Source organism: Oceanidesulfovibrio marinus (genome assembly GCF_013085545.1).
In the GTDB taxonomy this organism is placed as follows: domain Bacteria; phylum Desulfobacterota; class Desulfovibrionia; order Desulfovibrionales; family Desulfovibrionaceae; genus Oceanidesulfovibrio; species Oceanidesulfovibrio marinus.
Map to the genome: position 1 here is coordinate 772689 of NZ_CP039543.1, position 23238 is coordinate 795926.

General features: G+C 61.6%; 23 protein-coding genes. 11 read left to right on the plus strand and 12 right to left on the minus strand.

The annotated features are described in order from the left end of the window. Positions 1-134: 134 nt before the first annotated feature. On the minus strand, positions 135-629 hold the full coding sequence (gene tadA, locus E8L03_RS03400) for a tRNA adenosine(34) deaminase TadA (RefSeq protein WP_244963649.1): 495 nt from the start codon (positions 627-629) through the stop codon (positions 135-137). 53 nt (positions 630-682) lie between these two features. Beyond that, entirely contained in the window at positions 683-1504 is an 822-nt protein-coding gene (locus tag E8L03_RS03405; RefSeq protein ID WP_171266583.1) for a phosphoribosylformylglycinamidine synthase subunit PurQ, read from the minus strand. 365 nt (positions 1505-1869) lie between these two features. Here E8L03_RS03405 and E8L03_RS03410 point away from each other — a divergent pair, with 365 nt between their 5' ends. The 11 genes from E8L03_RS03410 (at position 1870) to E8L03_RS03460 (ending at position 12904) form a co-directional block, all read left to right on the plus strand. Then, positions 1870-3501, plus strand: coding sequence for a CTP synthase (locus E8L03_RS03410; RefSeq protein ID WP_144307360.1), 1632 nt, complete (start codon positions 1870-1872; stop codon positions 3499-3501). A gap of 41 nt (positions 3502-3542) precedes the next feature. Further along, positions 3543-4115, plus strand: coding sequence for a KdsC family phosphatase (locus E8L03_RS03415; protein ID WP_171268426.1), 573 nt, complete (start codon positions 3543-3545; stop codon positions 4113-4115). A 299-nt stretch (positions 4116-4414) separates the two neighbouring features. Then, positions 4415-5830 carry an RNA polymerase factor sigma-54 gene (rpoN, locus tag E8L03_RS03420; protein ID WP_144307359.1) on the plus strand — a complete coding sequence of 472 codons (1416 nt, stop codon included), beginning with the start codon at positions 4415-4417 and terminating at the stop codon, positions 5828-5830. Between the two features lie 38 nt (positions 5831-5868). Continuing rightward, positions 5869-6414, plus strand: a complete 546-nt coding sequence (gene hpf, locus E8L03_RS03425; RefSeq protein ID WP_144307358.1) for a ribosome hibernation-promoting factor, HPF/YfiA family — start codon at positions 5869-5871, stop codon at positions 6412-6414. Between the two features lie 4 nt (positions 6415-6418). Next, on the plus strand, positions 6419-6868 hold the full coding sequence (locus E8L03_RS03430) for a PTS sugar transporter subunit IIA (RefSeq protein WP_144307357.1): 450 nt from the start codon (positions 6419-6421) through the stop codon (positions 6866-6868). Then, positions 6844-7785: an RNase adapter RapZ gene (gene rapZ / locus E8L03_RS03435; protein ID WP_171266584.1), complete on the plus strand. Its 942-nt coding sequence runs from the start codon at positions 6844-6846 to the stop codon at positions 7783-7785. Before E8L03_RS03430 ends, rapZ begins: the two co-directional genes overlap by 25 nt. 78 nt (positions 7786-7863) lie before the next feature. Next, the gene (locus E8L03_RS03440; RefSeq protein WP_144307355.1) at positions 7864-8334 is read left to right on the plus strand and encodes a PTS sugar transporter subunit IIA; all 471 of its coding nucleotides are present in this window, start codon (positions 7864-7866) and stop codon (positions 8332-8334) included. Positions 8335-8336: 2 nt separating this feature from the next. Then, positions 8337-8804, plus strand: a complete 468-nt coding sequence (locus E8L03_RS03445; protein ID WP_144307354.1) for a PTS sugar transporter subunit IIB — start codon at positions 8337-8339, stop codon at positions 8802-8804. 52 nt (positions 8805-8856) lie between these two features. Continuing rightward, positions 8857-9504 carry a PTS sugar transporter subunit IIC gene (locus E8L03_RS03450; RefSeq protein ID WP_144307353.1) on the plus strand — a complete coding sequence of 216 codons (648 nt, stop codon included), beginning with the start codon at positions 8857-8859 and terminating at the stop codon, positions 9502-9504. Positions 9505-9999: 495 nt separating this feature from the next. Next, on the plus strand, positions 10000-10920 hold the full coding sequence (locus E8L03_RS03455) for a manganese-dependent inorganic pyrophosphatase (RefSeq protein ID WP_144307352.1): 921 nt from the start codon (positions 10000-10002) through the stop codon (positions 10918-10920). A gap of 247 nt (positions 10921-11167) precedes the next feature. After that, a complete protein-coding gene (locus E8L03_RS03460) occupies positions 11168-12904 on the plus strand; it encodes a CBS domain-containing protein (protein ID WP_171266585.1) in 1737 nt (578 codons plus the stop codon). A 152-nt stretch (positions 12905-13056) separates the two neighbouring features. On the opposite strand, the gene E8L03_RS03465 is transcribed toward E8L03_RS03460, so the two are convergent. From E8L03_RS03465 to E8L03_RS03515, 10 genes are all read right to left on the minus strand, one after another. After that, positions 13057-14100 (minus strand): radical SAM/SPASM domain-containing protein, encoded by a 1044-nt coding sequence (locus tag E8L03_RS03465; protein WP_171266586.1) that lies wholly within the window; start codon positions 14098-14100, stop codon positions 13057-13059. A 69-nt stretch (positions 14101-14169) separates the two neighbouring features. Further along, entirely contained in the window at positions 14170-14979 is an 810-nt protein-coding gene (dapF, locus tag E8L03_RS03470) for a diaminopimelate epimerase (RefSeq protein ID WP_144307379.1), read from the minus strand. Between the two features lie 186 nt (positions 14980-15165). Then, on the minus strand, positions 15166-16062 hold the full coding sequence (locus E8L03_RS03475) for a UshA-like (seleno)protein family 2 (protein WP_420705171.1): 897 nt from the start codon (positions 16060-16062) through the stop codon (positions 15166-15168). Beyond that, positions 16059-16334, minus strand: a complete 276-nt coding sequence (locus E8L03_RS03485; protein ID WP_144307348.1) for an HU family DNA-binding protein — start codon at positions 16332-16334, stop codon at positions 16059-16061. Before E8L03_RS03485 ends, E8L03_RS03475 begins: the two co-directional genes overlap by 4 nt. A gap of 144 nt (positions 16335-16478) precedes the next feature. Then, a complete protein-coding gene (locus tag E8L03_RS03490) occupies positions 16479-17306 on the minus strand; it encodes a MinD/ParA family protein (RefSeq protein WP_144307347.1) in 828 nt (275 codons plus the stop codon). 21 nt (positions 17307-17327) lie between these two features. Further along, positions 17328-18176, minus strand: coding sequence for a GGDEF domain-containing protein (locus E8L03_RS03495; RefSeq protein WP_167512652.1), 849 nt, complete (start codon positions 18174-18176; stop codon positions 17328-17330). Between the two features lies 1 nt (position 18177). Continuing rightward, positions 18178-19294, minus strand: a protein-coding gene (prfB, locus tag E8L03_RS03500; RefSeq protein WP_144307345.1) for a peptide chain release factor 2 whose coding sequence is annotated in 2 segments (ribosomal slippage) — positions 18178-19218 and positions 19220-19294 — 1116 coding nt in all. Because the reading frame shifts where the segments join, the coding sequence is not laid out codon by codon here. Between the two features lie 43 nt (positions 19295-19337). Further along, a complete protein-coding gene (gene lnt / locus E8L03_RS03505; RefSeq protein ID WP_171266587.1) occupies positions 19338-20897 on the minus strand; it encodes an apolipoprotein N-acyltransferase in 1560 nt (519 codons plus the stop codon). A gap of 140 nt (positions 20898-21037) precedes the next feature. Continuing rightward, entirely contained in the window at positions 21038-21901 is an 864-nt protein-coding gene (locus tag E8L03_RS03510; protein ID WP_144307343.1) for a hemolysin family protein, read from the minus strand. A 204-nt stretch (positions 21902-22105) separates the two neighbouring features. After that, a complete protein-coding gene (locus E8L03_RS03515; protein ID WP_171266588.1) occupies positions 22106-23188 on the minus strand; it encodes a PilZ domain-containing protein in 1083 nt (360 codons plus the stop codon). Between the last annotated feature and the right edge of the window lie 50 nt (positions 23189-23238).

Below are 23238 nucleotides of genomic sequence, written 5' to 3' on the forward strand. Positions count from 1 at the left end.
GGTGGGAGTCATTCCTCCCAAGTTGGAAGTCGATTATTATATACAACACCGAGACTGAAAGCAAGTAGAGATAGGCGCTGCAGAGAAGAATTCGTACTCGGGTAGGCAGGGCGGCGTTTGGGCGGCGGGGTGGATTACCGTCGCGCCTTGAAAAAACGCCGCAGCAAGTCGCCGCACTCGTCGGCCAGCACGCCGCCTGTCACGTCCATACGGTGGTTGAGAAAGGGCAAGGCCGCGGTGTCCATGCAGGAGCCTGCCGCGCCGGTCTTGGGGTCGGGCGCTCCATAGACCAGGTGCGCGACTCGGGCGTGGATCATGGCGCCCATGCACATGAGGCAGGGCTCCAGCGTCACGGCCAGGACGGCGCCGGGCAGGCGGTAGTTGCCCACGGCCGCGGCCGCGGCGCGCAAGGCCTCGATCTCGGCGTGGGCCGTGGGGTCCTGGGCTGAGATGGGCCGGTTGCGGCCGTAGCCCAGAACGCGTCCTTCTGCCGAGAGCACCACCGCGCCGATGGGGACCTCGCCCTCATCCTCCGCGCGTTCGGCCTGTTCCAGGGCCAGGCGCATGACGTCCTCCCAGGAGCGCAGGCCCGAATATTCCGGAAACGGGAACTCTTCCGTCGCGGTCACGGGGTGATGCTCCGATGCGATGCGCGCGTCCAGAATACTGAAGTCTCCATCCGCTAGCTGTTTCGCAGGTGGTTCACGGCATTCTCAAAGATGATCGTGCCCAGCGGCGGCAGCTCGTCCTGCTGGGTGCGCGCGCGGGTGTAGCGCGGGTGGTTAGTCGGATCGTTATATGCCTCGGGGTGGGGCATGAGTCCCAGGATGCGGCCAGTGGGATCGGTGAGCCCGGCAATGGCGTTGGGTGAGCCGTTGGGGTTGTACGGGTACTCCTGGGTGGGCGCGCCGGAGAGCGGGTCCACGTAACGCAGGGCCACGAGGTTGGCCTTTTCAAGGCCTTCCATGACGGCGTCCGAGGCGGCCACGAGCTTGCCCTCGCCGTGACGCACCGGGAACTCCAGCCGGTCGATGCCCTTGGTGAAGATGCAGGGGGAGTCCGGCTCGGCGCGCAGGGAGACCCAGCGGTCCTCGAAGCGGGCGGAGTCGTTCACGGCCAGGCTCACCTGGCGCTCCAGGCGTATACCATCCAGGCAGGGCAGCAGCCCAAGCTTGACGAGGAGCTGGAATCCGTTGCAGATGCCCAAGGCCATGCCGCCGGCGTCCAGCATGGTCAGGAGCTGGTCCAGGATGCGCTCGCCGTCCACGGTGGCGTGACGCCAGCGCTGGGCCGCGGCCTGGGCCGCGCCGAGGTCGTCCCCGTCCAGGAAGCCGCCCGGGAAGACGCAGAAGTTGTAGGCGTCCACGCGGACGCGCCCGGAGGTGAGGTCCGAGAAGTAGACGATGTCCACCTCGTCGGCGCCGGCGCGCCGGGCCGTATGGGCGGATTCAATTTCACAGTTGGTGCCGTATCCGGTGATGACGATGACCTTGACGCGGGCCATGATGTTCTCCATTGGGGCCCGCAAAGCCATGTGGGACGCGGGCGGAAATTTGTGTTGACTCTAACGTTCGTCTAGGCAAATTATAGAGTCCCGGAAAGCGTGAGCATGCCGTCCGAGCCCGGCGGGATTGGCCCCCGAGCCTTTCGGATCGGCGCCTGCTCACGAATGAGAGCGTGGATCATCCTAGAACCACAACGCTTTTCCGGGCGAGGCTGAACATAGTGCGGCAGGCGATGGCCGTCAACAGGACTGGTCCCGCCATTGTAGAGCACAGTCGAGGAGGCGCTGCCTCCTTTTTTGTTTCCATATGCTGCGGCGCGGCGCTCCGGGGACGCCGCCGGACAACTTACACAGAGGGAGAATAGATGCGTACGAAATTCATTTTTATTACCGGAGGCGTTCTGTCCTCCCTGGGAAAAGGGCTCGCCGCTGCGTCCATCGGTGCCCTGCTTCAGACTCGCGGCCTCAAGGTCACGATCATGAAGCTCGATCCGTACATCAATGTGGACCCCGGAACCATGAACCCCTTCCAGCACGGCGAAGTGTACGTGACGGAAGACGGCGCCGAGACCGATCTGGATCTGGGCCACTACGAGCGCTATCTGGACGTGTTCATGTCCCGGGCCAACAACTGCACCTCCGGCTCCATCTATAATACGGTCATCACCAAGGAACGCCGGGGCGACTACCTGGGCGGCACCGTGCAGGTCATTCCGCACGTCACGGACCAGATCAAGGAGTCCGTGCTGGCGCTGGCCAGCGAGGACCTGGACGTGGTTCTCGTGGAGATCGGCGGCACGGTCGGCGACATCGAGGGCCTGCCGTTCCTGGAAGCCATTCGCCAGATGCGCGGCGACCTGGGCAAGGAGAACGTCCTCTACATCCATCTTACCCTGGTGCCGTACATGAAGGCCGCCGGCGAGCTGAAGACCAAGCCCACCCAGCACAGCGTTAAGGAGCTGCGCTCCATCGGCATCCAGCCTGACATTATCCTGTGCCGGGCCGAGGTGGACGTGGACCAGAGCCTGCGCCGCAAGATCGCGCTGTTCTGCAACGTGGACGCAGACGCCGTGTTCGCCGCCGTGGATGTGAGCAACATCTACGAGGTGCCGCTGAAGTTCTACGAGGAAGGCATTGACCAGAAGATCGCGATCATGCTCAAGCTGCCGGCCAAGAACCCGCATCTGGAGCCGTGGACCAGGCTGGTGGAGAAGCTGGCCAGCCCCGCGGGCCGCGTGTCCATCGGCATCGTAGGCAAGTACGTGGATCTCAAGGAGGCGTACAAGAGCCTGCACGAGGCCCTGGTGCACGGCGGCGTGGCCAACGACGTGGCCGTGGACCTGGTGTACGTGAACTCCGAGGAGATCACGGCCAAGAACGTGACCAGCAAGCTCAAGGGCCTGGACGGCATTCTGGTGCCCGGCGGCTTTGGCAACCGCGGCATCCCTGGCAAGCTGCTGGCCATCCGCCACGCCCGTGAAAAGAAGATTCCCTTCTTCGGCATCTGCCTGGGTATGCAGTGTGCGGTCATCGAGTTCGCGCAGCACGTCATGGAGCTGGACGCCGACTCCCAGGAGTTCAAGCCGAGCACCAAGGAGCCGGTCATCTACCTGATGACCGAGTGGTTCGACTTCCGCCGGCAGGTGACGGAGAAGCGCGACGAGAGTTCGGACAAGGGCGGCACCATGCGCCTGGGCGCGTACCCCTGCGTGCTCAAAGAGGGCACCCGGGCGTTCGAGGCGTACCAGACAGAAGAGATCAGCGAACGCCACCGCCATCGCTACGAGTTCAACAAGGCGTACTACGACAAGTTTGCGGAGAAGGGCATGGTCTTCTCCGGCCTTTCGCCGGACGAGACCCTGGTGGAGATCGTGGAGCTGCCGGACCATCCGTGGTTCCTGGGCTGCCAGTTCCATCCGGAGTTCAAGTCCAACCCCATGCATCCGCATCCCCTGTTCCGGGAGTTTATTAAAGCCGCCAAAGGGTATAAAGGATAAGAATGATTTTCGGACGCCATACTGCCGGTCTCCGCGGGCGCATGTCCCGCGCGGAGATCGTACGCCGCGCCAGAGCGGTAGAGCTTCTCGTGTTCGACGTGGACGGTGTGCTTACCGACGGCGGTCTCTACTACGACGAGAACGGCCAGTATGCGAAACGTTTCGACGTGCAGGACGGCCTGGGCATTAAAGCGGCCCAGGCCGTTGGCCTGCACATCGGCGTGATCACCGGGCTGGACTCCAAGGCCGTGGCCAACCGCGTGAATGAGCTGGAGATTGATGAGTATGTGGCCGGCAGGGTGGAGAAGTCTACCGCGTTCGAGGCTCTCTGCGAGCGGCATGGCGTTGCGCCGTACCAGGCTGCCTACGTGGGCGACGACTGGGTGGACATAGGGCCCATGCGGATGGCGGGCCTGCCCATGGCCGTGCCCAACGCCCAGCCCGAGGTGCTGCAGGTGGCCGCGCACGTGCTCTCCCGCCCGGGAGGCCGCGGCGCCGTTCGCGAGGCGATCCGGCTGGTGTTGTTCTGCAAAGGGTGCCTGGACGGGGAGCTGGAAAGCTGGCGCAAGGGAATGGCCCTGGCCAAGGCCGCTTCCCGACGTTTAAATCGCTAGAATCTCCGGGCGCTATCTGCGTAGTTTCATTTCCCTTCCTGTCTTACGGGCGGCGAATTACGCGCGCCCCGCAGGGAAAACTCGTTGCCACCGTGCTACATCTGTGGCAAAACGCGTTTTGTGTCAGCAACAATTATGCCGTCTTTTCTTTCTCCTGCAATGTATGGGCGTTTTTGCAGTATTGTGAAACCTTCTCGTGTTGAAGGAACCCTGGAGTTCCCCTCTCTGAAAAGTGTTTTAAAAACGCAACGCCTCATATCTATTATCCGTACTCCTGACGGGGAAGGTCCGTAACCGCCATGGGTCTGGAACTCAGACAACAACTCAAGCTCAGCCAACAGCTGGTGATGACGCCCCAGCTGCAACAGGCCATCAAGCTCCTGCAGCTCTCCCGGCTGGAGCTCATGGATACTGTTCAGCAGGAGCTCCTGGAAAACCCCTTTCTGGAGGAGGGCGCCGAGGCCGAGGCGCTGGAGCAGGCCGAAGTGGTTCCCGAGGTCGAGACCACGCCGGCCAGCGATCAGGAGCTCATGCGCAACGCCGATTGGGAAGACTACATCGGCGACTTCTCCTCTACCTCCAAGCAGGCCCAGGTCCGCGAGTTCGAGGCCGTGGAGGCCACCTCCTTCGAGGCGCGCATTTCCGGCAAGACCTCGCTGGAGGGGCACCTGGAATGGCAGCTCAGGCTCTCCCGGCTCAATGACAGGCAGATCGACATAGGCCTCGCGGTTATCAACAACCTCGATTCCTCCGGTTATCTGCAAGCCACGAATGAGGAGCTGGCAGTGCTTACCGGCGCCTCGCCAGAGGAGATCGAGCCGGTCATCAAGTCGATCCAGGAGTTCGACCCCGTAGGCGTGGCCGCGCGCACGCCGTCGGAGTGCCTGCTCGTGCAGATCAAAAACTACGGCATCGACGATCCCGTGCTTGAAGAGATCGTGCGCGAGCACCTGGAGGATCTGGAGAAGAAGCGCTACAAGCCGCTGTGCCGCAAGTTCCGCATCTCCATGGAGGAGCTCAAGGGCTACCTGGACAAGCTCACCGAGCTGGACCCCATGCCCGGAGCGAGCTTCGGCAGCGAGGAGCCGGTCTACGTCTCGCCGGACGTTTACGTCTACAAGTACGGCGACGATTTCGTGATCCTGCTGAATGAGGAGGGGCTGCCCAGGCTGGAGCTCAACTCCGACTACATGCAGGCCATGGAAGGCCGGTCTTCCAAGGAAAAAGAATACTTCCAGGACAAGATGCGCAGCGCCGTGTGGCTGATGAAGAGCCTGTACCAGCGCCAGCGCACCCTGTACAAGGTGACCGAGAGCGTGGTGAAGCATCAGCGCGAGTTTTTCGAGCACGGCGTCACCCATCTCAAGCCGCTCATCCTCAAGGACGTGGCCGAGGACATCGGCATGCACGAGTCCACGGTGAGCCGCATCACCACCAGCAAGTACGTCGCCACGCCCCATGGCATCTTCGAGCTCAAGTTCTTCTTTAACTCCGCCCTCGGCCTGGATGACGGGTCCCAGGTCGGCTCCGAGAGCGTCAAGGCGCTCATCAAGAAGATGATCTCCGGCGAGAATCCCAAGAAGCCGCTTTCCGACGAGAAGATCGCGGAAATGCTCAAGGATGAGCTGCAGGTGAACATCGCCCGCAGAACTGTTGCCAAGTACCGGTCCGCACTGGACATTCCATCGTCTTCCAAGCGGAAACAGGTTTTCTGACCCGATCCCCGCCCAGGAATTGCGAAAGGAGGGAATCTATGAACATAGCCATCACCTTCAAGGGCTTTGAGCCGTCCGAACACCTCAAGAAGTATGCTTACCGACGCTTCGGCAAGCTTTCCAAATACGTGGACTCCAAGGAAGACAACTCCGAGATGCAGGTCAACCTCGGGGTCGAGAAGTTCCGCCATCTGGCCGAGGTCTCGCTGGCAGGCGACAACATCAACCTCACCGCCACCGAGGCGAGCGAGGACATGTACGCTACCATCGACATGGTTCTGGACAAGCTGGAGTCCCAGCTGCGCAAGCTCAAGGACCGCGACAAGGACCGCCGCAAGGGCGACCGCAGCCGCGTCAACATCGAGACCTTCACCATCTCCGAGAACGAGAGCGGCATGCGCGAACGGACCATCATGGCCACGGACTCCATAGAGCCCAAGCCCATGTACGTGGACGAGGCCGCGATGCAGCTGGACACGTTGGACTACAACTTTCTTGTTTTCCGGAATGCGGACACGGAACGCATTAACGTGATATACCGTATGAACAAACACGACTTCGGTCTTATCGACCCGGGACAATAGCTCCATGCGACTCGCGGATTATCTGGACAAAGATTTGGTCATACCCACCATTCAGGCGACGGAGAAGGGTGCTGTGCTCGCCGAGCTCATCGCCCCCGTGGCCACGAAAATTCCCGACCTGGACGCCGACAAAGCGCTGAAGGTGCTGCTCGAGCGCGAGTACCTGGGCACCACGGGTATCGGCGATGGAATCGCCATACCGCACGGCAAGCTCGAAGATCTGCACGAGATCGTTCTCGTGGTGGGCCGCAGTCCGCAGGGCGTGGACTTCGAGGCCCTGGACTTCAAGCTCTGCACGATCTTTTTTCTCGTGCTCGCACCGGAGAAAGTGGCCGGCATGCACCTGCGCATCCTCGCGCACATCTCCCGGCTGCTGAAGGAAGAGTCCTTCCGCAGGGAGTTTCTGGAAGCGGAAGGCAAGGAGCAGTTATGGGAGCTTCTTTCGAGGACGTGAACGCCGAAGGCTCCTTTCCGCTGGTCATCGTCGGCGGGCTCTCCGGAGCCGGAAAGTCCACGGCCATCGATGTTTTCGAGGACTTACGCTTCTTCGTGGTGGATGGTCTGCCGGCCTCCATCGTACCCAAGCTGACTGCCCTGTTTTCGGGCCAGAACCAGCTCCAGTTCCGCGGTCTCGTGGTGGGAATGTACTTCCGCGACCGCACCTTTCCCCAGTCCTGGCTCGAAGCCCTTGAGGAGCTCAAGCTGCAGGGGCTCAAGCCGCAGATCATCTTCATGGAGGCGCGCAACGAAGTTCTGGTGCGGCGCTACTCCTCCACCAGAAGGCCCCATCCCGTGGCCCAGCTTATGGCCATGGACGGCAAGGAGGGCGACGAATGCGGTCCGCTCAGCCTGGACGGGGCCATCAACCTGGAGCGAGAACGGCTCTATCCCATCAAGAAGATGGCGGATATCGTCATCGACACTTCGGATTACTCTGTTCACGATCTGCGCAAGATGATCCAGCGCAAGTGGACCGCTCTGGAGGAAGGGGAAGGCCGGCTCAACATCCAGATCATCTCTTTCGGCTTCAAGTACGGCCCGCCGGCCGAGGCGGACCTTATTTTTGATATGCGATTTTTGCCCAACCCGTACTTTGTGCAGTCCATGCGGCCGCTGACCGGCAAGGACGAGGCCGTGGCCGAGTACGTGCTGGGCGTTGAACCGGGCAAGACATTCCTGGTCAAGCTCCGGGAATTTCTCGAATATCTCTTTCCGTTGTACGAGGCCGAGGGCCGCTACCGCGTGACACTGGGCATCGGCTGCACAGGCGGACGCCACCGTTCCGTGGCCGTGAGCGAGGCCCTGTACAAGTCTTTGAAAGAGTCGAATTATGTAGTATCGATCGAGCATCGCCACGTGGAGCTCGGCTAAAATCGGCGGCGGAGGCGGCCGCCGCGGCGATGCGCCGCCAGCCGCCTTTGGCGGTTTTTCAATTTCAGGAATATGCCCATGCGGGAAACCAGCACAACGGAAAAGGTCAAGAGCGCAAAGCAGCTCGAAACGCCGGTCCAGACCGGCGTTGTCGTCGTGACCCACGCTCATTACGGGGCCAGCCTCATCGAAGCCGCGGAGTTCATCCTCGGCAAGCAGCAGTGGTGCGAGTTCGTCAGTGTGGACGGCACCCGCGCTGTGGAGGATACGCGCAACGAGATACAGGTCGCCGTCTCCAGCTGCGACCAGGGCCAGGGCGTCATCATTCTCACCGACATGTTCGGCGGCACGCCGACCAACCTGAGCCTCTCTCTTCTGGGCGCGCAGAACCTGGAGGTGGTCACGGGCGTAAACCTGCCCATGCTGCTCAAGGTTCTGGGCAGCCGCTCCAAGGAGCCGGCGGACCTCGCCCTGGACGCAAAGGCCGCAGGCAGCCAGGGCATTGTCGTGGCCGGCGAGATACTGCGCTCCAAGGTAGGCGGCAAATAGCCATGTTCTGGGCGCGGGTGGACAACAGACTCGTTCACGGCCAGGTCATCGAAACCTGGCTGCCGTACACCGGCGCCAAGACCCTCCTGGTCTGCAACAAGGAGCTCGCGGGCGATGTGCTGCGCCAGGAGATCATGTCCCTGGCCATCCCCTCCAACGTGCGCGCGCGGTTCATCGACGCGGAGCACGCCAACGAGTTCATCGAGAACGACGCCCGTACGGATCGCTCCTCGGTGCTGGCGTTGTTCGCCGATTGCCGCGACGCCCGCATCGCCATGCAGCACGGCCTTGCCATCAAAATCCTCAACATAGGCAACCTCCACTACACACCAGGCAGCGAACAGATCTGCCCCCACGTGGCCCTTTCCCCGGAAGACGCTGTCTGTCTACGCGGGCTGGAGAAGATGGGGGTGGAGCTCGATTTCCGCTGTCTGCCCACAGAACCGGTGCAGGTGAAAGCGACATGGTGACGGTACCTACCTTCATGGACGTGTTCTACGTCGTGCTGATCGCTTTTTTTTTGTGGTTTTTTCGGGGCTGCGTTTTACCCTGAACCTCGGCGTCATTGAACGTCCCCTGGTTTTCGGCCCACTTCTGGGCCTCGTCCTGGGCGACATCGGCGATGGCGTGGCCGTCGGCCTCTTTTTCGAGCTCTTCTGGCTGGACCTCATTCCGGCCGGTACCTACATTCCACCCAACGCGCTGCTCTCGGTGTGCGTCACCCTGGGCCTGATGCGCCACTTCGGCCTCAATGGGGCAGGGGAGTGCGTACCGGCTCTGGCCCTGGGCATTCCCGCGGCCTACGCCGGGGCCTGGCTGGAGCGGATGCAGCGCTCCTGGCAGGACCGCGGCTACAACCGGCTGCTGGCCTGGGCCAAGGGCTCAGAGCGCGGCAGCCAGCCCCACGTTATCGTGCGCTACTCCCTCATCCAGCTCGCAGCCTCCAATCTGCTGCTTGTCATGGTCTGCATGCTCGCTGCGCTCTCCCTGCTGGGGGTGGTCATCCACCTGGCGGGACACGCCCTCTTCGCGCCTCTTTCCCACTTCAGCTGGCCCATGCTCTGGATCACGGCCTCGGTGGGCGGGGTGCTCTCTCTGCGTGTGAAGAACGCCTACCGGACTTTCGCCGCCGGCGTGGTGGCGGTCTTTCTGCTCGTCCTGCTGCAGTAGTTCACAACTGCGACTGCCTGCCGCAGACGTTGTGCTTTCTCTTTCCAGCCCGGCGTTCGATTCGGGCCGGGGCTGCTGTTCATTGACGCGTCATTCCTGCGTATGGAGTCGAAAGCACGCATCCAGGGCAGGTCGATCTGACCAGACGCCTTGCATGCCGGGCCTTGCCGCTGGTGGTGATTTTCTTCACGAGACATTTGCCGCAGAGGATACGGACGCGTTACGACGTGGTGTGACGGGCTCCCGGCGAATTGGCGGTTGTCAGTGGATGATGATTGTGATATTTCGCACTAGCTACTTGCGGCAGTCCCTGCAAAGCGATTTCCGGAAGATGGCAATAGATTGAAAGAACAGGATATTTTTATATCGTCGCAGCCGAGGCTCGCGCCACCGGATTCCGCAGGAGTTCTGACCTGAAATAGGCCGGAAAGCGACAGCCCGGTTTCTGCGTGCGGCGACGCGCAACCGTGCAACCAACCATCTGAGGAGGTAGAAATGGCCGCTTTAGCTTTCGGACACAAGAACCCCGACACCGACACCGTAGTCAGCGCCCTGGCTGCGGCCGATCTGAAGACCAAGACCGGTACCGAGACCAAGGCCGTGACCCTGGGCGAGTGCACGCCCGAGACCGTTTTCGTGCTCGAAAAGTTCGGCATTGCCAAGCCCGAGATCGTCTCCTCCGTGGCCGGCCAGGACGTGGTCATCGTGGACACCACCGACCTCGCCCAGCTGCCTGACGACATCGCCGAAGCCAACGTGCTCGCCATCTTCGACCACCACAAGCTCGGCGACCTGACCACCTCCAGCCCGCTCGAAATGTGGGTCGGCCCGGTTGGCTGCTCCGCCACCATGATCTACAAGGCCTACAAGGCCAGCAACGTCGAGATCCCCAAGGACCTCGCCGGCGCCATGCTCTGCGCCCTGCTGTCCGACACCGTCATGTTCAAGTCCGTGACCTGCACCGAAGAGGACAAGGCTGTGGCTGCAGATCTGGCCAAGATCGCCGGCGTCTCCGACATGATGGCCCTGGGCATGGAGATGTTCAAGGTCAAGTCCGCCGTGGACGGCGCCACCGCTTCCGAGCTGGTGTTCCGCGACTACAAGGACTTCGACATGTCCGGCAAGAAGGTCGGCATCGGCCAGCTCGAGGTTGTTGACCTCTCCATGCTGGACGCCCGCAAGGCCGAGCTCGCCGAGGAGATCAAGAAGGTCAAGGCCGATGGCCGCCACTCCGTCTTCCTGCTGCTCACCGACATCATGAAGGAAGGCTCCCAGATGCTGATCGTCTCCGATGACGCGTCCGTGGTCGAGAAGGCCTTTGGCGTGGCCGGCGACGCCGAAGTGTGGCTGGAAGGCGTGATGAGCCGTAAGAAGCAGGTCGTTCCGAACTTCGAGAAGGCTTTCTCCGCTCTGTAAGCCGCATTCGTAAAGTATGTTGCACTGGCCCCGGCGCACTGGTTGCGTCGGGGCTTTTTTACTTTCATTTAGATGTGTTTCCTGATACAGAAACTTTTGTCCCCCCGCAAAACCAATAACATTATCCAAAGTCATGTGGGTGCGCGCAACACGTACTGCCGAGGAGAGTTGCAGCGCATGCGCAGTCCGAATCCAAGTACTGTCCCGGTGTGGCAGTATGAACGGCCGGATTCTAGTGGTGTGAAGCATGCTGAAGGAGTCCATACAGGACATATACTGCGATCAGGTGGTGTCCGTCGCACCGGATGCCCTGATGGGCGCGGCAATCTCACTGATGCGCGAGCATTCGATCAGCTGCGTCGTTGTTACGGAGGATAAAAAGCCGATCGGCATCCTCACGGAGCGCGACGTCGTTCGCTGCATTGCGGAGTTCGGGACAGGGTTCATGGACCGACCCATCGGCGAGCTGCACACGAAGCACGTGTTCACCGTCAACCAGCGAAGCCACATAATCGAGGCGTTTGAAGCGATAGCCGACAACCAGATCCGGCATATCGTGGTTGTGAACGACAAGGGCGAGGCCGTGGGCGTGACCACGCAGTCCGATCTTCTGGAGCATCTCGGCTACGAGTACTTTGTCCGCGTGAAGACCGTAGACCAGGTCATGAACAAGCAGGTCTTCACGATCTCGGAAAATGCTGTTTTGATGGAGGCGACCCGGGAGATGGCCGAGCGCTCTGTCAGCTTCCTCATCGTCTGCGAGGACAACACGCCCAGAGGCGTGCTTACGGAGCGCGACGTGGCCCGCCTTGCTGCGGGCAAAGGCGTCGCCTGGGACTGCCCGGTCAAAGAGGTGATGAGCGCGCCGGTGCACACCGCGCACAGGCATGATTCCGCCTACGATGCCTCGGAAAGGATGCGCGAGAAGGGCATCCGTCGGTTGGTGGTGGTTGACGACCACGGCAAGACCATCGGCGTGATTACCCAGACCGACATGATCCGCGGCCTGGAGAGTCAGTACATCGACACCATGAAGACGATCATCCGGCAGCAGGGCAAGGAGCTGGACCGGGTGATACAGCGGCTCTCTGAAAAGACTCTCTATCTGGACAGCATCCTCAGCTCGTCCATCGACATGGGCATCATCGCCACCGACGCCAACCTCAAGATCGTCTACTACAACCCGGCGGCCGAAGCGATTCTGGACGTGCCGGCGTGCCGGGCCCTGAACCGAAAAATTCATGACATCCACGAGTCCGAGAGCATCGACACCGGGCGTCTGCAGCAGGCTCTGCGGATCATCCACGAGAAGCACTTCCACACGTTTCAGTTCACACGGCAGCGCGATGGCAAAACCGTGCATGTCCAGGGCCGGCTGTCTGCCATCAAGGGGCAGCACAACGGCGATCTGATCGGATACGTGCTGATGCTCCAGGATGTCACCGAGCAGCACAACGCCGAGGAAACCATCCGCAACCTTGCGTTCTACGACATGCTCACCGGCCTGCCGAACCGTGCGCTCTTCTATGAGCGGCTGTATGCCGAGATTGCCCGGTCCCGCAGGAACAACTCGCGTTTCTGCCTGATGATCATGGACATCGACCAGTTCAAGAAGATCAACGATACCTACGGGCACCACACCGGGGACAACGTGCTCAAGGAGGTAGGGCGGCGACTGGCCATGCTGCTTCGCGGCACGGACACAGCGGCGCGGCTCGGGGGCGACGAGTTTGCGTTCATCCTGCCAGATGTCGAAGAGCAGAGCGCCATGATGCGTCTTGCCAACAAGATCCTGCACGCCCTGGACAAGCCGGTCGTGATCAACGACCACACCCTGAACGTGCGCTACAGCCTCGGCATCGGCGTTTTCCCGGACCATGGCATTGACGCCGAGGCGCTGTACATCTGCAGCGACGAGGCCATGTACAAAGCCAAGGACCTGGGCCGCGAAAACAGCCGATCCAATGTGTTTTTTGCAGATTGAGATCTGACTAGAAGCCATCTCAACAATAGATACTTGGACATGTGGCTAGGAAAGCGAGTTCCGCGCGGAGGGGGGATATCCGCTATATTCGACCTTCGTGCGGTGGGAGCCTGACGCCGCTACACGGGCAAAAAAGCCTTGTGAGATAGCTTCTAGCCGTACACGCGGAAGGGAGTCAGGCAGTGCTCGCAGCGCTGCGAGAGCCTGTTCCAGTAGAAGGGCTGGCGGAACTTCCTGTACGCCTTCGAGTGCCAGATCTCCGCGAGCTCCGACTCGGCCAGCGAGCCGAAGACAATGGGCTGGTAGGGGGTCTCCTTTCCCAGATACCACTGCGCCACATCGCCGCGGACAGGCAGTTGCCCGGCCGCGCAGGGCGAAATGCGGCCGTCCGCGCCCAGGAATAACGACTCCGTGACGTTCTCGATGCACGTGAGCCGCTTTTTGCCGGGGGAGAGGACGAAGTAGCGGATGACCACGCCGTGATCCAGGCCGCGGGCAAAGAGCCTGTCCAGGTGGGAGATGAGCCATCTGAGCTGCTCCGGCCGGCGGGGCACGAGGCACTCGTCGGCCATCTCTGCCGAGGGCACGAAGGCCGGCGTGGTGACGATGGCGGACTCGATACCCAGGGATTCGAGAAAGGTCGGCAGGCCGTACACCTCATCCAGCCGGGAGCGCGTCAGGGTGTAGCGGACGTCGATGACGGGCAGGGCGCTGTTCACCCGGCGCTTGGCTTCCTGCAGCATGCGGATGACGGCAACGGTCTGATCCAGGCTAAAGCCGGTGCGCTCCCTGCTCGTGGCGTCGTCCAGCGCGTCGATGGGAAAGGATATCTGGTCGATGCCAGCGGCTACGATGTGGTCGCAGTCCGCGGCCTCCAGGAGCCTGCCCCGCGTGGCCGTGCTCACAGTGCAGCGGTGCTCCTTGCAGATGCGCACCATGGTGAAGAAGGAGGGGTTGGCGAAAGGATCACCCCAGCCGTGCAGAAAGACGTTGCGCGTGCGCTCCAGGACTGGTTCGAGCCTGGTGAAGACGGAAAAGGGCAGGTCCTGGCCCATCCAGGCGTTGCCGTACCTGGCGGCCGGATGGAGCGGGGAGGCGGTGATGACGCGCGTCGACGGATCGACCTGAATCCAGTCGAAGTACAACGGCGACAACCGGCATACACGGTCCCACGCCGAAGCGAGCATGCCTGGCATGACGGTTTTCCGTGAGCCCGGGGTGCGCGTCGGTTCCGGTCCGTCCTTCCGGTTTCGGGCGGACTGAAACTACAGAGACAGACCCAGGTCCTTCGGGTCGAACTCGCCCCGATAGACAAAGCTTGCCGCTCCCTCCAGGAAGACGTCGCCGTTTTCCAGAGAGATGGTCAGAATCTCCTTGCCCGTGGTGCACACCTCGGCCGTGTCCCCGGTGCGGCCCAGGGCGTTGGCAATGACCGCAGAAGCGGCGGCGCCGGTGCCGCAGGCCAGGGTCTCCGCTTCCACGCCGCGCTCGTAGGTGCGCAGCTCCAGGCGCTCCGGCGAGGTCACCTGCAGGAAGTTGACGTTGGTGCCGGCCGGTGCGAACCGCTCGTGGAACCGGATGGCGCGGCCGAGGCCCGCCACGTCCACGGAAGAGACATCGTCGAACAAGAGTACCGTATGCGGCACGCCGGTGTCCACGTGATGGACCTCGTACTCCTTGCCGTCCACGGTGATGGTGATGCCGAGTTCAAGGTTCTTGGGCGGGGTGAGCTGCACCTTGGCGCGGCCGGTGAGCTCGTCCGCCTCGGCCTTGATCGGGCCGGCGTCCGTGCCCAGCACATGCTGCGCAGGAGCCAGGCCGATGCGCGCGGCAAGGCGTGCGGCGCAGCGCGAGGCGTTGCCGCACATCTCGGCGCGGGAGCCGTCGGCATTGTAGAAATGCCAGATGTAGTCGGCCTCGGAGCCCTCTGGAGCATTTTCCAGGAAGATGGCGCCGTCGGCGCCAACGCGGAAGGCCCGGGGGCAGATGGCGCAGGCCCAGTCGGCCATGGCGGATACGGGTACGCCAAGCTCGCGGTTGTCGATGAACACGAAATCGTTGCCGCAACCCTGCATCTTGTAGAACGGTACGTTCACAATATCTACCTTATATTCTTATACAATACTTGCTCGTTTGACACAGCTGGACAAAGCGGCGCCGCGCCGCTCCAACGCCGTGTTCCGGTCCAAGCAGACCATCTGTCGAACGATATGTCCAATACATTATTTCGCGGACATCGATACGGACAGAATATGGATTGCTCAGGAGTGGAACATGGCCTCGATCTCGGCGTCTCCCTGGATCTTCTCGTTCAGGATGACGGTGTCCGCGTTGACGTTGCGGCCCAAGTCCCAGACGCGACCGGAGTCCCTGTCGGGCCAGTCGTAGAGCGAGATCTTGTTGAGCACGCGGCCTTTGGTAAAGGAGCGCACCCAGAGGGTGGAGCCCTTGTTGGCCAGGGCCTCCGGCAGACCGGGGCCGGGACCGCCGCCCAGCAGAATGTCCGGAAGGTTCGAGGCCGACTCCAGATACTTCTGCTCGCCGGCCTTGCTCCAGTGGCTGACGGCAACGACGAGATCGCTCTTGCCCTGCTGCTCCTTGACGGTCTGCTCGGCCCACTGCACCTGCTCGTCCGTGGGGAAGGGACCGCGACCCGGAGCAGGGTACACCACCACGGCCACGGTGTGGCCGCTTACCTGGAAGGTGTCCACAAACCCGGTATTCCCGACAGGCTTGATGAACGGGGGCAGCGCACCCGCGTTTTCCGAGAGCCAGTCCCCTTCCATGACGGTAGGATAGACGCCGTCATAGTCCATGCGCTTGTAGGACTCCACAAACGCAGGAGCGAGGCTGTCCTTGGGGTTCTCGGCGGCGTCGGTCGGGTTCAGGAACTCGTTGGCGCCGGCAAGGGTGAGCATCCGTTCGGACTGCAGGGTGTGCTCCATATCTTCAATAATGGCGGCCCGCCGGGCCAGCCCTCCGACAAGTTTCCCCCCTCAGGAGGGGCAGGGGTCGAAGTTCCCCTTGGAGTCGGAGCTGAAGAGCAGAACCAGCACAGGGTCCTTGGCGAACGCAGGTGTAGCGCGGACCGCGCAGGCGCCCAGAACAAAGACCAGGACACTCAGCGCGATGCCGGTGATGATGCGAGGAAAAGTCATGTATTCAGGAAATCCTTGAGTTCTTTACCGGCACGGAAGAAGGGAAGCTGCTTGGGCTTGACCTCCACGACCTCGCCGCTTTTGGGATTACGGCCAACATAGCCACCGTAGCCCTTGATCTTGAAGGAGCCAAAGCCGCGAATCTCTACGCGGTCGCCATTGAAGAGGGAATCCTTGACCGAACCGACAAAGGTGTTGACCACCAGAGCCGCCTCGTCCAACGGGATATTGTTCTCCTCAGACAGTTTCTTGATCAGCTCACTTTTGTTCATGGCTGCCTCCGGTTCAGTTTTTCCCCCCGGTGACACGCAACGCGGTACTTGTCTCCTCCCCCGAGAAGACACCTAATATGCACTACATTTCTCAAGTTCTCAACGGATTATACAGACTCCGCGATTACGTCAAGAAAGATGGCGTCAGGAGCCGAAATCCCAGCCCGAAGGAAGGTTCAGCACGGTTTCCTTTACGAGCGCGGCGTGACGCTCCTCGCGCAGCTTGGCCAGTTTCAGGGCGAGCTGGAAGATATCCTTGGCCGCCGGGCTGTTAGGCGCATGTTTCATCAGCGGCACCTGGCGCCGCACGGACTCCGAGATGGCCTTGTCGTACTGGATGCTGCCCAGCAGTGAGACCGGAAAGCCCAGGAAGCGCTCGCAGGCCGCATTGAGCCGGCCGAAGGTTTCCTGCTCGTCCCGCTTGGACTCCACCTGGTTGACCACAATATGGAAGTCCTTGACGTTGTGCTGCGTGGCCAGGACCTTGATCATGGCGTACGAGTCCGTGAGCGAAGTGGGCTCCGGCGTGACCACCACAAGGCGGAGCTTGCTCATGGTCGCAAAGGAGAGAATCGTGGAAGTGATGCCCGCGCCGAGATCCATGAACAGGAAATGGTAGCGGGAAAACAGCGGCGTGAGCCGCTCGAACAGGGTGGCCTGCATCTCCTCGTCCAGCTCCAGCAGCTCCGGCACGCCGGAAGCGGCCGGCAGGAAGTCGAAGCCCTTGGTCTCGGCCAGAGGCACGGTGACATCTTCCGGAGATATGTCGCTGTCCAAAAGGTCTTGGATGTTTCGTTCCGGCGTGATGCCGAGCAGCACATCCAGGTTGGCCAGCCCGATGTCGCAATCCATAAGCAACAGGTCGTGGTGGCCCTTGAACAGGCAGTAGGCAAGGTTCAGGGCGACGTTGGTCTTGCCCACGCCTCCTTTGCCGGAGAGTACTGAGATGGAGAAAGTCGCATTCTTGTTCATGGACAGGTTCCTAGTAAGGCGCTAGCCGAAGAGAAAACGCTTCTCATCGGACTGGACCATTGTCGCTTTGGGGTAGAGCTCTTCCACAGCCATTTTCACCATCTCAACGGTGTTTTTTCCTTTCCCTTTCGCTCGGTACAGGGCCTGGTCGGCGATTTCCAGGACGGTCTTCGGCGTGAAGCTGTCGCCGCCGCGCAGATAGGCGAGGCCGACCGAGAAGGTTGCAGTGAAAGGCTCGAGCGTTTCGCAGCGAAACTCGGTTTCGCGGAAGAGGCTCAGCAGCCGTTCAAGCAGGGCGCGGGACTTGAGCGGGCCGGAGCCGGGCAGGATGATGGCGAACTCCTCGCCGCCTATGCGCGCGCATGTGTCGTAGGCGCGGGTGGAGTTGTCGATGATCCGCCCCAGAGTGGCCAGCACCTGGTCGCCGCACAAATGGCCGTAGCGATCGTTGATGGCCTTGAAGTTATCCACATCCAGAATGGCTACGGCCACGCGGGTATGCTGCCGCTTGGCGCGGTTGAGCTCCTGCTCCAGGAAGCACTCGAAGGCCCGGCGGTTGAGCAGGCCTGTGAGCATGTCGTGATCGGTCTTGTAGGAGAGCTCTTCCAGCCGTTTCTGCAGGTGGATGATATGCGTGTACACATCACCCTGATCGAGGGGCACGGTAATCCAGCTGCGAAGCTCCGGATCACGCGCGATGCGATCGAAATCGGCATCGCCGAGTACGGGCAGGAGGCGCGCCACAACGGAGCATGCAGCCCCGGCTTTGTAGTGCGGGCCCGTATTCAAGGCGGCGCCGAGGCGCTCCCCCAGCAGCTTGAGCTCTGCCTTGAGTTCTTCAATCTCGGGCGTGTGTTCACCTGCGTTCATGTCAGCTGGATGTCTCCCCGTGTCTGTACAGCAGATAATCCCGTACGAGCGGATCGATGCGCCCATCGAGGACCGCTTCCACATCGCCCATCTCGCTGCCGGAGCGGTGATCCTTGACCAGGCGGTACGGCTGTAGCGTGTAGGTGCGGATCTGGCTGCCCCAGGCGATGGCTTCCTTGCTGTCGTACTCGCTCTGCCGCTCTTCCTGCCGGCGTTTGAGCTCCCGCTCGTAGAGGCGCGCCTTGAGAATCTTCAGGGCGGTTTCCTTGTTGCGGAGCTGAGACTTTTCGTTCTGGCACTGCGCCACGATGCCCGTAGGGATGTGTGTGATGCGCACCGCCGAGCTCGTGGTGTTCACGGACTGGCCGCCGGGACCGCTGGAACGGAAGACGTCCACGCGCAAGTCCTCTTCCTTCACGTCCACCACGATCTCCTCGTTGATGTCCGGCAGCACGGAGACCGAGGCGAAGGAGGTGTGGCGTCGTCCGGAAGAGTCGAACGGCGATATGCGGATGAGCCTGTGGATGCCGCTTTCTCCCTTGAGCAATCCGTATGCGTTCTCGCCCTTGATGTTCAGAGCCACGCTCTTGATGCCGGCTTCGTCGCCGGGCAGCATATCAAGGATGGAGGCCTTCATCTCGTGGCGTTCGGCCCAGCGGCGGTACATGCGCAGCAGCATCTCGGCCCAGTCCTGCGCTTCGGTGCCGCCGGCACCGGGGTGGATCTCCAGGATGGCGTCGTTCCTGTCCTCTGGCTTGCCGAGCAGCAGGCCCATCTCGGTGTGCTGGAGTCGATCGCCGAGCACGCCAAGCTGGGCGTCGAGGCTCTCCAGAATCTCCTGGGACTCGTCCTCCTGTGCGAAGACCAGCCACTCCTCCAGATCTTCCTTGGCCTTCAGCAGGCCTTCCCAATCCATTACCTTGTCTTCCAGCCGGCTTTTTTCCTGGAGCAGCGGGGTCATTGCTTCCGGATTGTCCCAAGAGCCCGGCTTCGCAAGTTCGTTCTCTATTTCCTGCAAACGCCCCTTGGCCTGTTCGAGGTCAAAGACGCCTCCAGAGGGAGTCGAATTGTTCGAAAAGGGGTGAAGTTTGCATCTTCAGATCAGTGAGTTGCAGCATCGAAATCTATCTCCGGTATCGCCCGGCGGCTTGTGGAAGCGGCTCAGGCGTCAGGTTGTCTGCGGATGGCGTAAAACATTATGAGCATACCAATTCCTATGAGAATCGGCAAGATAAGACCGCCGAAACGGCCATACGGCGTCAGTCCTTCGTGCAGGGAGACCTCGGCCTCCACCGTGGCCTCTTCAAACAGGGGCGTGGTGGTTCGGATGCGGCCGCCCGGCTCAACAATGGCCGATATCCCTGTGTTGGTGGCGCGCAGGAGTGTGCGGCCCTCTTCCACGGCGCGCAGTGCAGAGAGCTGCAGATGCTGCATCGGGGCCGAGGTGCGGCCGAACCAGGCGTCGTTGGAGATGTTCACCAGGACGGACGATCCCTTTTGCGCACGCCGCCGCGCCAGCTCCGGGAAGATGGTTTCGTAGCAGGTGAGTACGCCCAGCTTGAGTCGGGGTGTGTTCCCGTTGGCCGGCACCACCAGAGGACCGGAGTGCGTGCCGGATGTGAAGTCGCCAACGCCCTGTACGAGCTTGGTGAGGAACGGCAGGTATCTGCCAAAGGGGATGTACTCGCCGAAGGGGACCAGGTGCTCCTTGTCGTAGTAGCCGGCCGTCTCCCCGTGCGAGTCGAGGAGGAAAGCGCGGTTGAAGTACTGCAGGCCGTCCTGGTCGCGCTTGTAGCCAGGCGAGCCCAGGAGCAGGGCCGTGCCCAGGTCCTCGGCAAGCTGCCGCACGCGCAGGGAAAGGACGTTATTCTCCTGGAAGTAGAAGGGCATGGCCGTTTCCGGCCAGATCACCAGGTTGATGTCCATTGGCGAGTCGGTCACGGCGTGCGTGGTCAGCCGCACGTAGCGGTCCACGGTCCCGCGCTGGAATGCGGGGTTCCACTTGAGGCTCTGGTCGATGTTGCCCTGCACCAGGGCCACGCGGGCCGTGCCTGTTTCCGGCGGCAGGAAGAGCGGACCGACAGAACCGATGAAACCGAGAATGATCATGCCTGCGATACCGGCCGCGAGCCACCCCAGCCGGGCGCGCGTGCGCAATCCTTTGGCAAAGAACCCGGCCCACGGCAGCACAGCCAGAAACGCCAGAATCGCCGCCAGGCCGTCCGAACCCACAAGGGAGGCTGTCTGCAGCATGTCCGGCCAGGGTACGAAGGCCGAGGGCAGGGCGAGCCAGGTGAAACCTGTGAACAGCACGCCGCGCAGTCCCTCCAGTGCTCCCCAAAAAATACCGGCGGCAAGGGCCGACCACGGCGGCCGCAGCCGGCGTCCGGCAATGCGCGCCAGCACCGTGTACGCTCCGGCGTAGCAGCCCATGACCAGCCCCAGCAGCACCGGGCATGGCGCGGCCAGCACCCAGGGCATGAAGCCGTAGTCGTGCACCGGCACGGCCACCCAGTACAAGCACGCCGCATAGGCCAGACCGCCAGCCAGCAGGCCGCGGACAAAGGCCGTTTTGCGGCTGGGCGAGGCCACGCCAATACAGTAGAGGCCGCCGGGCAGGGCCAGGGCGGTCAGGGGAATTTGCCACAGCGGATTGGCGAACCCCAGAAAGGTCAGCACCATTATGGCAAGGCCGGAGAGAACCGCATCGCGTCGTGTCATGGCAAAAAGAGGAGTGGAGGCCGCGTGCGGGCTGGTCCCTGGTCAGGCACGGCAGTGGGGCTGCAAGGGGCCTGCGGTCGGCGCAGTGTCCTTGGACACTTGTTGTTTTTTACATTGCTGCTGTAGATCCAAAAGGTTGTCTAATGCTCACTGGACAACTGTTGTTCATTTTCTGCTGCAGAACGGAGCACAATCCAGCGGATCTGCTTCTGGTCGGCTTCCTTGATCTCGAACTCGTGGTCGTCCATCTGGAACCGTTCGCCCTCCAGAGGGACGCGGCCGGCGTGCTCGCTGATGTAGCCGCCCACGGTCTCCACCTGGTCGGAGACGAGGTCCAACCCGGTGTGCGTGTGCAGGTCCTCCAGGGAGGTGCGGCCGGACAAAAGATACGAGCCGTCGTCCAGCGGCTGGATCTCCTCGGGACGCGGCGCGTCGTACTCGTCCTCGATTTCGCCGACGATCTCTTCGAGCACGTCTTCGAATGTGACAAGGCCGGAAGTGCCGCCGTACTCGTCCAGGGCGATGGCGAGGTGGATCTTGTTCAGCCGGAATTCCTGCAGGAGTTCGAGAACGTTCTTGGTCTCGGGGATGAAGAAAGGCTTGCGGATGAGATCACCCAGCTCCGTGGTGGCGGGAACGCCCTGGTCACCGTCGGAGTGCACGAGGGTCTTGAGCAGATCCTTGGCATGCACGATGCCGATAATGTTGTCGCGGTTTTCGTGGTAGACGGGAATTCTCGAGTGACCGGATTCGATGATGCTGGAGACGATCTCCGACAGCGGCGAACCTTCCTCGACGCAAACGATATCCGTGCGTGGCACCATAATCTCCTGCACCTGGCGTCTGCCGAGATGCAGGACGTTGAGAATCATGGCGACTTCAACGGGTTCAAGCTTGCCATCGCTTTTGGCTTCGAGAATGTACTGCTCGATGGATGAGCCGTTTCTCGTGCTGAACAATTTACTGAGAAACGGCCAAAAACCGCTCTCTGAGCCTTCGTCCAATTGAGGAACTCCTTGCTGATGATTCCTGAAGCGGGGTTTCCGTCCGACGATGGAGGCGGAAAAGAGGGACCGGCCCGGGCCGCAATCGACCCCGGTACCAGATGCCACGGTCCATCACTACCCGTGCCGTATTCTATACTGTAACGAATAAATCCTCGAAAGCGACAAATCAATAGGGGAAGGACGTCATTTCTCGGAATTTTTTCAGTCGAGGCCCTTTTCGCGGAACAGCTCCAGATGGCGCTGCATGACCCACACGGCCAGGGGTTCGATACCGTCCTCGCCAACGTCGTGCCAGCGTACCTCGCGGTCGGCGTCCTCGGCCAGCCGCCCCACGCTCACGAACTGTACGCCCAGCTCCAGGTTGCGGGTATCGTAGTCCTCTTGCATGTTCTGCACGCGGCAGCGCAGCCAGAAACGCTGTTTCCGTTCTAATTCAGGGTCATACAGATCCAGCAGAATTACGATGCGGTCCGAGACCCGAAGCTCGATCTCCCGGCCCTTGACCGCGCTCCGCTCGATGTCCAGCCGCAGCCCGCCGGCGGAAATGTTGGCGATCCGTACCGGGTTGCCGTTCTTGTCCGGGATATAGGTGAACATGGGCTTGCCCCAGCTGGACAGGTTGGCCGCCGGGCAGCCGTGCTCGTCTGTGGGCAGCCGACGCTCCAGCCACATGGCCACGCCCAGGAAGAGGTAGGCAGGCGGTGCAATGCGCAGAAAGTTCCGTTTCTGGTGGTTGTGCAACAGCTTCGGGAAGGCCAGCTCCGCTTGGGCAAAGCCGTCTACGGTGCGCGAGACGTTCTGAATGACGGAGGTGAATCGGTAGAAGGAAATCTGTCCCTTTTCCTCGGGCACGCGGAAGAAGCACTCCACCTCGCGATGCAGCCACGAGGGACCGGACTCCACATAGTCCGGCAGCTCCAGGGTCAGGGCCTCCACACCCAGCTCCAGGAGGGAGCAGCTTGTGGACCGCCGCGAGGGTTCGGCCGGCAGAAAGCGCATCTCGATCTTGGAGCGTTGGTCCAGCGCGGTTTCCATAATCTCGCGAATCTTGCCCGGATCGACAAACCAGCCGGCGGGCAGCGCGCTGCGGTAGCGCCGGCGGCTTACGAACTGGTTATAGAGGACGCCCAGGATAATGACGATGCCGACGGCAAGGAACGTGGCCACAAGATACGGCAGCGCATCGGGGTTGTTCCAGAGACGATGGAAGCTTTCCTTGACCTCATTGAGAAACGGCCGGTCGAAGTTGGGCGTGGGCGTCTGTTGTACAAAGGGGAGTATCATTCCCTGTGGTTCCTTTGGACGCATGAACCCACGGCCGCGGACGGCGGCGA

Excerpts from the sequence above, each read along its gene's own strand:
- E8L03_RS03405 (WP_171266583.1), bottom strand. The coding sequence starts at position 1,504 with ATGGCCCGCGTCAAGGTCATCGTCATCACCGGATACGGCACCAACTGT.
- E8L03_RS03410 (WP_144307360.1), top strand. The coding sequence starts at position 1,870 with ATGCGTACGAAATTCATTTTTATTACCGGAGGCGTTCTGTCCTCCCTG.
- E8L03_RS03415 (WP_171268426.1), top strand. The coding sequence starts at position 3,543 with ATGTCCCGCGCGGAGATCGTACGCCGCGCCAGAGCGGTAGAGCTTCTC.
- rpoN (WP_144307359.1), top strand. The coding sequence starts at position 4,415 with ATGGGTCTGGAACTCAGACAACAACTCAAGCTCAGCCAACAGCTGGTG.
- hpf (WP_144307358.1), top strand. The coding sequence starts at position 5,869 with ATGAACATAGCCATCACCTTCAAGGGCTTTGAGCCGTCCGAACACCTC.
- E8L03_RS03430 (WP_144307357.1), top strand. The coding sequence starts at position 6,419 with ATGCGACTCGCGGATTATCTGGACAAAGATTTGGTCATACCCACCATT.
- rapZ (WP_171266584.1), top strand. The coding sequence starts at position 6,844 with ATGGGAGCTTCTTTCGAGGACGTGAACGCCGAAGGCTCCTTTCCGCTG.
- E8L03_RS03440 (WP_144307355.1), top strand. The coding sequence starts at position 7,864 with ATGCGGGAAACCAGCACAACGGAAAAGGTCAAGAGCGCAAAGCAGCTC.
- E8L03_RS03445 (WP_144307354.1), top strand. The coding sequence starts at position 8,337 with ATGTTCTGGGCGCGGGTGGACAACAGACTCGTTCACGGCCAGGTCATC.
- E8L03_RS03455 (WP_144307352.1), top strand. The coding sequence starts at position 10,000 with ATGGCCGCTTTAGCTTTCGGACACAAGAACCCCGACACCGACACCGTA.
- E8L03_RS03460 (WP_171266585.1), top strand. The coding sequence starts at position 11,168 with ATGCTGAAGGAGTCCATACAGGACATATACTGCGATCAGGTGGTGTCC.
- E8L03_RS03465 (WP_171266586.1), bottom strand. The coding sequence starts at position 14,100 with ATGCCAGGCATGCTCGCTTCGGCGTGGGACCGTGTATGCCGGTTGTCG.
- dapF (WP_144307379.1), bottom strand. The coding sequence starts at position 14,979 with ATGCAGGGTTGCGGCAACGATTTCGTGTTCATCGACAACCGCGAGCTT.
- E8L03_RS03485 (WP_144307348.1), bottom strand. The coding sequence starts at position 16,334 with ATGAACAAAAGTGAGCTGATCAAGAAACTGTCTGAGGAGAACAATATC.
- E8L03_RS03490 (WP_144307347.1), bottom strand. The coding sequence starts at position 17,306 with ATGAACAAGAATGCGACTTTCTCCATCTCAGTACTCTCCGGCAAAGGA.
- E8L03_RS03495 (WP_167512652.1), bottom strand. The coding sequence starts at position 18,176 with ATGAACGCAGGTGAACACACGCCCGAGATTGAAGAACTCAAGGCAGAG.
- lnt (WP_171266587.1), bottom strand. The coding sequence starts at position 20,897 with ATGACACGACGCGATGCGGTTCTCTCCGGCCTTGCCATAATGGTGCTG.
- E8L03_RS03515 (WP_171266588.1), bottom strand. The coding sequence starts at position 23,188 with ATGATACTCCCCTTTGTACAACAGACGCCCACGCCCAACTTCGACCGG.